Origin of the sequence: Acinetobacter sp. CIP 51.11 (assembly GCF_000369665.1) — a bacterium.
Taxonomy (GTDB): Bacteria; Pseudomonadota; Gammaproteobacteria; order Pseudomonadales; family Moraxellaceae; genus Acinetobacter; species Acinetobacter lwoffii_S.
The window spans coordinates 89549-98551 of the sequence record NZ_KB850128.1 but is presented as its reverse complement, the minus strand read 5'-3'; the positions used below and the strand labels follow the sequence as shown (position 1 = coordinate 98551).

Here is a 9003-nt window from a genome sequence, read left to right as displayed (position 1 = left end):
TGATCCTCTTGATCCTCTTGATCCTCTTGATCCTCTTGATCCTCTTGATCCTCTTGATCCTCTTGATCCTCTTGATCCTCTTGATCCTCTTGATCTGATGTAAAAATTTTGTTCTTTATCACAATATCTAGAATTACCTTACATTTTGTCACATTTTTTTAGTGTGAGCTATATTGTATTTTGTAATGAATATTTTATTCGATTAACAATAATTTTCTTTATTTATTATTATAATCTAGTGGGTCTTATTAAATGGAAGTAATTTACGAAGTGGCTTATTTCGTTGAAAAAATTATAAGAATTTTGTTGCAATATTAAATAAATTTTCCTTAATAATTTTTAAATAAAAATTTTAATAAAAAAATATTAATATAAGATTATTTTTTGGTTGACAACCTTTACCTAAAATATACCTCTACTTAAAAAATAACACTCTTGATATGATTGAAAAAAAATAGACATATCGAGGTGTTTATTAATGGATCTAAAAAAAGATAAAAATAAGATCAAAAAAAATGAAGAAAGTAATATTTTAATATATAAGCCTTTGTTTGATGAGAAAAATAATATTTTATTAAAAAAATATTCAGAAAATAAGAGGGAGTATAGAAGTAAAATAATACAGTTTTCTTCAGAAAAAGATCGATCAAATAAAATGAATAAAAAAAAATTTAGGTATTTTATTTGTAAAGATAATTTAATATTAAGAAATTCTTTAATACCTCAAGTACATTTTTATTCCTTTGCTGATTTATTTGAAAATAAAGAAGATGTATTTAAGCGATTAATTGATATAGTTATTGCATTAATGGCTTTGATTATATTATTTCCAATTTTTATTATAGTGGCTTATAAGGTTCAAAAAAATTTGGGCTCTCCAATTTTCTTTTATCAAGAACGACCTGGTAAAAATGGTAAATTATTTAAAATGATTAAATTTCGCTCTATGAGGAATGCAATTGATAAAGAGGGTAATCCTTTACCTGATAAATTTCGCATCACTTCATTTGGAAAAAAATTACGTTCTACTAGTTTAGACGAAATGCCTCAGCTGATTAATGTGTTAAAAGGAGATATGAGTATTGTCGGACCTCGGCCTCAAATGAAAGAGTTTCTCCAACATTATACTGAAGAACAAATGAGACGACATGAAGTAAAACCTGGTATGACAGGACTTGCTCAGGTAAGTGGACGCAATAATTTATCTTGGGAAGAAAAATTTGAATTAGATGTGCAATATGTTGAATATCATAATATGTGGCTTGATTTTAAAATTATGTTTAAAACGGCTAAAGTCATGTTGAGTCAAGAGGGAGTTAATGCTCCTGACCAAGAAGTAGGTGCTGCACGATTTTCGAAAAAAAATATTACGGATACCTCTTTATTTACAAAAGAGGTAAAATAATATGAGTAAAAATAAATTCGTTCTATCACTGGTATAGGTAACTATTCTTGAGTCGAAAATGATTGTTTTATTAAGAGATAGGGAACTTTCAATATTAAATTTTATCTAATATTATTAAAAATGAGAGCATTAATTAATCTTAGAATATAGACTCATAGTCTTGAGTGTCTTTAGGTTATACTATTTAATCATTTTAAATTTGAGTTTTGTAGAGATACAATAGATACTCTTGGAGGAGGCCATACCTGACATTAAAATTTGATAATGCTATTTATATTTAGTAATAGTTCTTTGTGTAGATTGGATCAAGATAAGTCAGAAATTAATCCAGCTTAATTAGACAAAGATATCTATATTAATAGATTTTTTATTACTGAATATTGAGGTTGGCTTAGATACAATATATTTATTACCCATGCAAACATAAAAAACTTCAAACAGATTTAAATTGAAAATTTTCAAATCTGTTTGAAGTACTATAATATTCACTTACCCTTATTTATAATAAATTTTAAAAAGGTGACTTTCTGTAAAAACAGCCTAATCAACACTCTTATTTCTGAAAAATATTTTGATATTTTCAGAAAATTAAATTTACTTAATATAAATCAAACTCATATTAATCCTCATCTTTGGAAGCTGTATATGCATAGGCATAATTATAGCCATAACTACCAGCAGAGCCTTTTTGTACGTCATTTAGAATAACACCATTAACTTTTACATTCGCTTGTTCAAAACGATTGACAGTAATTTCAAGTTCTTTAATTTGGGTTTTCCCATGACGTGCAACCAATAAATTCACGCCCGCGTATTGTGCAATAATAATACCATCTGTCACGGCAAGGACTGGTGGAGTATCAATCAAGATATGATCAAAAGAGGCTGATGCCTGATCTAAAAATGCTTTAAATTGATCTGTACTCAAAAGTTCAGAAGGGTTGACTGGGCTTTTGCCTCGAGTAACAAAGAACAGGTTCTCTACAGTAGAGTTTTGTACTACATCTGCATAGCTATTTTGGTGGTTCAATAGTTCTGCTAAACCCGGTTGTACCTCTGCATTGAAATACTTATGTAAATAACCTCGACGCATATCACCATCAATCACTAATACTCGTTTTCCGCCTTGTGCTAAAATAGTTGCCAAGTTAGTGGTAATAAACGATTTACCAATTTCCGGAGCAGGGCCCGAAATAGCAATTACATTATTATTGGCATTCATGAGGGCAAAATGAATCGCTGTTCGCATACTACGTAAGCTTTCAATTGCAATGTCACTACTATCTTTAACCGCAAGAATAGGAATATTCTTTTTCTTTTTTAATAATTTAATACGACTTTCTTGAATAACGGATCGCGGTACAGTGGCATAGACAGGAAGATCCAACTCATTTTCGATCTGAGCCGCATCTTTAATACCTGAGCGCATCATATTACGTAACAATGCCAGCAATGTTCCTAAGAAACCACCAAGGAAAATTGCTAAAATCAGAATCTGTAATTTCTTTGGTTTAATGGGTTCAATGGGTTCAACCGCCGTATCGACAATACGTACATTACCAATTTCACCTGCTTTAGCAATTCGAAGTTGTTGATACGAATTGAGCAAACCTGTATACAATTGTTGCTTCACTTCGACTTCACGGAAAAATTGTAAGTACTGACGTTGAAGTTCAGGTAAACGTTTTAAAGTCCCGTTTAGCTCAGCAATTTTTTGATTGATTGCACTGAGTTGCGCATTCATTTGCTGCATCATTGGATGTTCGCCGGTATATTTAGCTGAAGCTTCTGCAACTAGCTGTTCCAGTTCTGCTTTTTTTGTTTCTAAAGTGATGCTCTGAGTTAAGTATAATTCCGATTCTTTAGTCACATCTACAGTATTATATTGCTGACGGAAACGGTTGAATTCACGCTCTGCAACATCGAGTTGTTGTTTTAGTTCAGGTAATTGATCTTCTAAAAACTTAAGTGTTTGAGCAGTCTCTGCTGAACGACGTTCAATATTTTGCTGGCTATAAGCAGCCAGAATGGCATTCAGAACTTCAGTAATATGTTGTTTGTCATTGCCTTGATAGTTCAAACCTAATACACCGCTCATCTTGCCTTTTTCGGCTACTGAGTAATTAGCGGTTAAAGATTGCATCGCCGCAGGTAAACTTTGCTTTTGTATATTATAAGCGGCATCGAAACTGTCTTGACTAAAAATACCTACTTTCCAGAGACCATATTTAGATGAGGATTGACTTACTTGATTTAAAGGAGCAGAAAAAACTACTTGTTCAGTTTCTTCATCCGTTAGACTGTATTTGCCTGGCTCAAAACTTAAAATTAAGTTCTTATCTTGAAAATATTGGGGAATATCGAATTGGCGAATATCAAAACTATTTTGATTATCTTTAAACAGTACCGATTTTGCTGAATACTCTGTCGCATATTCATGGTTGGCCATTAACCGGTTCCAGAAGCTATCTTCTGTACCAGATACACGAATATTTAAATTTAAATGGTTGATGACCTCGCCCAATACCAAGCGTGATTTCAGAATTTCAATTTCTGCCTGAGCGGGGGATTTTTGGTCGATCATACCAGATAAATCCCCTAACAATGCAGCGGAAGTACCTTTACTGTCTTCGACTTGTACCATGGCATCTACTGCATAAGTATCCGGTGTGGTTCTTAAATACAGTAAGGCACAAATCAGACTTAAAATAATGCACAGTGCAATCAATTTCCATTGTGCAATTAAAGAAAAAAATAATTCTTTTAAATCAATGGTATCTTCGGTGTTGGCGGTTTGGCTCATAATTTAAATATCAAAAAGTGAAAATATTAAAAAACTTAAATATATTTTTTCCAGTCAGCAATACAGGCCTGAATCAACTGGCAGGTCTCATCAAAGAATGCTTGATCATGCTGATAAGGATCGGCAACATTTTTACTTTGCCAATGACCTAATCTAAACGTTTTACCTTTAGCAAAAGGCCAAGTCTGTTCTATATGCTTTTGCTGATTTTGACTCATCACAAGAACCAGGTCGGCTTTTTTGATTAGTTTAGCATCCAGTTTTTTCGCAATATGTGCACTCATATCAATCCCAAAACGTTGCATACATAAACTGGCTTTTTCATCAGCTGCATGACCCACTAAACCGGAAATACCCGCAGATTCTATCTCTAAATGTGGATATTCCTGTTTTAAAAAGTATTCGGCCATAGGGCTACGGCAAATATTACCAATACAAACTACTAAGATATTTTTAATTTTCATTATTTACCTAAGTTATCTAGCTGATAAAGAACACTAGAGAATGGAATCATCTGATTCACTACACGTTGCCAGCGTGCTAAACCAGATGCATCCACATAAACAATATCGTTGCTACGCATTTTAAACTGATTAGCGAGACCAAAGTCTGCAATGCTGGTCAAGTCCATCTGGTAGACTTCAGTGTGAAGTGCATTCAGCTGACTTCTAACGATATAAACTTTACTCCGACTGGCAGAAAGTGGATTTAAGCCTAGGCTTTCTCCTAATACATCACTCAAACTCATGCCTTGATCACGTATGGGTAATGACTGATTTTTGCCGGATTCCCCCATCACATAAATTTTCTGATTTTCACGATTATTCACATATAAGGTGTCATTGGGCTGAATCAACAGATTATGAAGTGAGAGGCCAGCTTTTTCTAATTCTACAGTATTCAGGCTATATGAACGTCCCTGGCGTACTAAAGTGATAGAGGCATTATCACCTTGCTCTGCACTTACTCCCCCTGCCATACCTAAAGCGGTGTAAACACTAACGGGTTGATCACTCAAATAAAATTGACCGCCTTTTAGAACATTACCTTGAACTGAATAACGTTGACCTTGATAAGATAGTACTCGCGCGATCACATCCGGGTTTTTTAGGTAACGTGATAGCTGACTGCGTAATTCACGGTTGACTTGGGTCAGTGACTTTCCTGCGGCTTTATAACGGCCAATAATTGGGAAATGAATATAACCTTCGGAATCGATTTGAAAACCATTTGCTTGGGCGGATTGATCTGTACTAATGTTACTTGGAGATGTGAGTTCTGGATAAGCCCATAAATAAATAGATAAAATATCACCAGAACTCAGACTATAGTTATGATGTCTTGAACTAAAAAGATGGGCATATTCTTGTTGAATATTCTGTATAGCAGGCTGAACGGCCATAATAGAATCTTGGGTGAGTTTAATGATGTTCACTTCCGTGCCTAGGTCGGTTTGATAAACCCCTTCACTAGGTAAGTCATAGGTTTGTAAACCTGAGGTGACCGCACATCCTGTGGTGGCAATACCGCCGGCCAATAAAAGAATTAATTGAAAATGTCGCACACGTTTTCCCAAATATTAATTTTTAAATTCATTTTAAATTGAGGCTATTCTACCTAAGTTATAGGTTATATACATAGCAATTTGTAATCATATCGCTGTTTTTTGAATAGAAGATAAATTAGTCTGAATTGATCATACAAATTATAAATGAAATCATAATTTTTACAAAAAACATACATTAGTTTGTAGTTTAAATTGTTTCCGTACAAATCATAATAGAAAATTTATGGTTTTCTGATAATATTCGTGCCGAAAGTTGCACTCCTCATAAGTACAGTACATAAATAAGGCGTTGAAATGCTATCTATTGCAGATTTAAAAATTGCGGGGATTGGTTTAGGCTATGTGGGTTCACCATTGGCAGTAGAATTTGGGAAAAAAAGTATCGTCGTTATTTTTGACATCTACCAAAATCGAATTGATGAACTTAAAAAAATGCATAGTTTGGGTAAGCTTAAACATGTTTTATATTAATAAGTAAGGTAGTATAATTTTACTATAATAATTAGACGAAATGTTACAGGCGTAATTAAGTATATATTTGATACTAAATGATATTTTTAAATTTATTAGTTTTGAATTGGTTAGCTTTTATAAAAGCTAAAGTGTAAATAAATGAGTATTCAGAAAGAAGCTATAAATGGGTTTAAATGGAATTTTTTGCAGCAATTTAGTGTGCAAATTATTAATTTTACTGTTCAGTTGATTTTGGCTAGGATTTTGATGCCAGAAATGTTTGGTCTTATAGCTATGTTGATGGTTTTTATTTCAATAGGGCAAACATTGATGGATAGTGGTATGACAAGTTCTTTAATTCGTACTAATAATCCAACTGAACTGGATTATTCAACCGTTTTTTGGACTAATATATCAGTAAGTTTATTTGTTTATATTTTAGTTTATATTGGAGCACCTTATGTTGCATTATTTTATGAACAAAAAATATTGGAAGATTTAATACGTATTTTTGCACTTGTTTTTATAATAAAGGCTTTAATAGGTGTACATATTGCAAAATTAACAAAAGAGTTGAATTTTAAATTACAAATGCAATTACAGATTCCATCATCACTTATTGCTGGTGGAGTCGGGATAAGTTTGGCATTACAAGGTTATGGTGTATGGAGTCTTGTGTGGTTAAATTTGATACAAGCTTCGGTTTTTACTATATTAATTTTATGGCTTGTAAAATGGAAATTATCATTTGTTTTTAGCAAAGATTGCTTTTGTTTTCATTTTGTGTTTGGTTATAAATTAACATTGGCAAGCTTGATAGATGTAATTTTTAATGATTTATATAGAATAATTATAGGTAAGTTTTTTTCGCCTCAATCAGTAGGCTATTTTAATCAAGCTGAAACAATGAGATTATTTCCAGTGCAGCAAATTAGCATGGTAGTGGAAAAAGTTACATATCCACTTTTTTCTAATTTAAAAAATGATGAACATTTAAGATATGCTTATAATATTACTGCAAAAATAATGATGTTTATTACTGTGCCAATTATGTTTACTTTGATACTAATCGCAAATGAAGGCTTTAGATTGTTATTTGGGGAAAAATGGTTACCAGCTGTGCCTTATTTTCAAATTTTAGCAATAGCATCAATAGTTAGACCTGTAAGTTCTTATAGCTTAAATATTTTAAAAGTAAAAGGAAGAAGTGATATTTTTTTAAAAATTGAAATTTTAAAAAAAATTATTGGTTTGATTTTAATCGTGGTGGGGTTTCAGTTTGGAATTTTAGGGCTTGTATTTTCATTAGTGTTTTTTTCTTTAATATCATATTTTATAAATATTTACTTTAGTGGGTTAATTATCGGTATTGATTTTTTTACACAATTAAAGAAAGTTATTCATTTTTTGATATTTGGGACCATAATTTTTTTATCATTGTATTTTTTAAAGAATAATGATTTTTTGTATTTAGGTAGTGATATAATTTATCTTATATTTTATTCAATTTTTTTTAATATAATTTATTTTACAATTACTTTATTGTATGATGGAGATATTTTAAATATTTTAAAGAAAATTGCCAAAATTTAGTATTGAAATAGGTTACATTATATGAAAATTAGATTTTTTAATTCAGATATTTTATTTACAGGTTACTATGGGCAATTAAATGCAGGTGATGATGCATTTATAGAAGTTACCTCATGGGGAGCTAAAAAGTATTGGAACAAGAATGAGAATATATTTTTAGCAAAAGAAAGTAATCTGCCAATAACTACCAATAAAATAAGAGGGTATCCGTTAACAATTCCTAAAACTTATAGATTTCAGAATAGATTTTTATTAGCTTCAACTAACTATCTAATTTCCTCTGGTGGATCTACATTACATCATGAATTATTAAAAAATGATATTAAGCGTATAGCAGTAGAAAGTAAAATAAAAGGGAGTAATAAAATAAAAATTGGGGGGATCGGTGTGTCTATTGGGCCGTTCAGATCAATTAAAGATGAAAAGGCTATAATTGAATATTTAAAAAATATAGACTTTTTGGCGGTTCGAGATCAAGCCTCATTTGATTATGTGCAGAATTTAGACTTACCTTATAATGTGGTAAATGCTTTTGATTTAGCAGCTTTATTACCAGAAATTTATGATTTTTCTGAGAAAAGAAATAAAATAAATGGAAAAAAAGTTATAGGGGTTAGTGTTTGCCCTGTAGAAAGTATTACAAATTTAAATAATTTAAATCAAGAGAATAAGCGAAATAGTAATATTAATGAATTATTAAAAACCATTGATAAAAACGAAAATGTTCATTTTAAATTTTTTATAATTAATGGTCATTCTGTCTTTGGTGATTTAGAATTAACTAAAAAGACCATTGAAAGTGTAAATCCTTTAAGTTATGAGATTGTATATTATACAAGAGATACACGCAGAATTTGGAATGAAATTTCGGATTGCGATTTTATAATATCTACACGTCTCCATGCCGCAATTTTTGCTTGTTTTTCTGAAACACCCTTTATGTTAAATGAGTATCATAGAAAGTGTAAAGATTTTTTAGATAATGTGGATTATGATAAAAAATTTAGAATGTTTGATGATGAATATGATTATAAAGAAAAGGCTAATTTGATAATTTCAGTGTTAAATAATGATAATAAGTATATCAAACCAAAAAAAAATGATGAGATGAAAATTCGTGCTTCTTTAAATTTCACGGGAGTTAAAATTTAAGTAATAAATTTTTTTAATATTTTGAAGAAA

6 protein-coding genes and 1 pseudogene are annotated in these 9003 nt (G+C 31.0%); 4 read left to right on the top strand and 3 right to left on the bottom strand.

The window, feature by feature from the left end:
* Nucleotides 1–718 precede the first annotated feature (718 nt).
* A complete protein-coding gene (locus tag F894_RS14800; protein ID WP_228128798.1) occupies nt 719–1405 on the top strand; it encodes a sugar transferase in 687 nt (228 codons plus the stop codon).
* Between the two features lie 619 nt (nt 1406–2024).
* Here F894_RS14800 and F894_RS00790 read toward each other — a convergent pair.
* Genes F894_RS00790 through F894_RS00780 form a run of 3 tightly spaced genes read right to left on the bottom strand, consistent with a single transcriptional unit; the run spans nt 2025 to nt 5772 of the window.
* Nucleotides 2025–4208, bottom strand: coding sequence for a polysaccharide biosynthesis tyrosine autokinase (locus tag F894_RS00790; RefSeq protein ID WP_005245424.1), 2184 nt, complete (start codon nt 4206–4208; stop codon nt 2025–2027).
* Nucleotides 4209–4243: 35 nt separating this feature from the next.
* Nucleotides 4244–4672, bottom strand: coding sequence for a low molecular weight protein-tyrosine-phosphatase (locus tag F894_RS00785; RefSeq protein WP_005245422.1), 429 nt, complete (start codon nt 4670–4672; stop codon nt 4244–4246).
* Complete coding sequence (locus F894_RS00780) at nt 4672–5772, bottom strand: polysaccharide biosynthesis/export family protein (RefSeq protein ID WP_005245421.1); 1101 nt, start codon at nt 5770–5772, stop codon at nt 4672–4674. The genes F894_RS00785 and F894_RS00780 overlap by 1 nt, the downstream gene beginning before the upstream one ends.
* 297 nt (nt 5773–6069) lie before the next feature.
* Here F894_RS00780 and F894_RS15015 point away from each other — a divergent pair.
* The 3 genes and pseudogenes from F894_RS15015 to F894_RS00770 form a co-directional block, all read left to right on the top strand.
* A pseudogene (locus tag F894_RS15015) lies at nt 6070–6219 on the top strand (Vi polysaccharide biosynthesis UDP-N-acetylglucosamine C-6 dehydrogenase TviB); the annotation flags it as partial.
* Nucleotides 6220–6387: 168 nt separating this feature from the next.
* Nucleotides 6388–7821 carry a lipopolysaccharide biosynthesis protein gene (locus tag F894_RS00775; RefSeq protein WP_034437960.1) on the top strand — a complete coding sequence of 478 codons (1434 nt, stop codon included), beginning with the start codon at nt 6388–6390 and terminating at the stop codon, nt 7819–7821.
* A gap of 21 nt (nt 7822–7842) precedes the next feature.
* Complete coding sequence (locus F894_RS00770; RefSeq protein WP_005245417.1) at nt 7843–8973, top strand: polysaccharide pyruvyl transferase family protein; 1131 nt, start codon at nt 7843–7845, stop codon at nt 8971–8973.
* Nucleotides 8974–9003 lie beyond the last annotated feature (30 nt).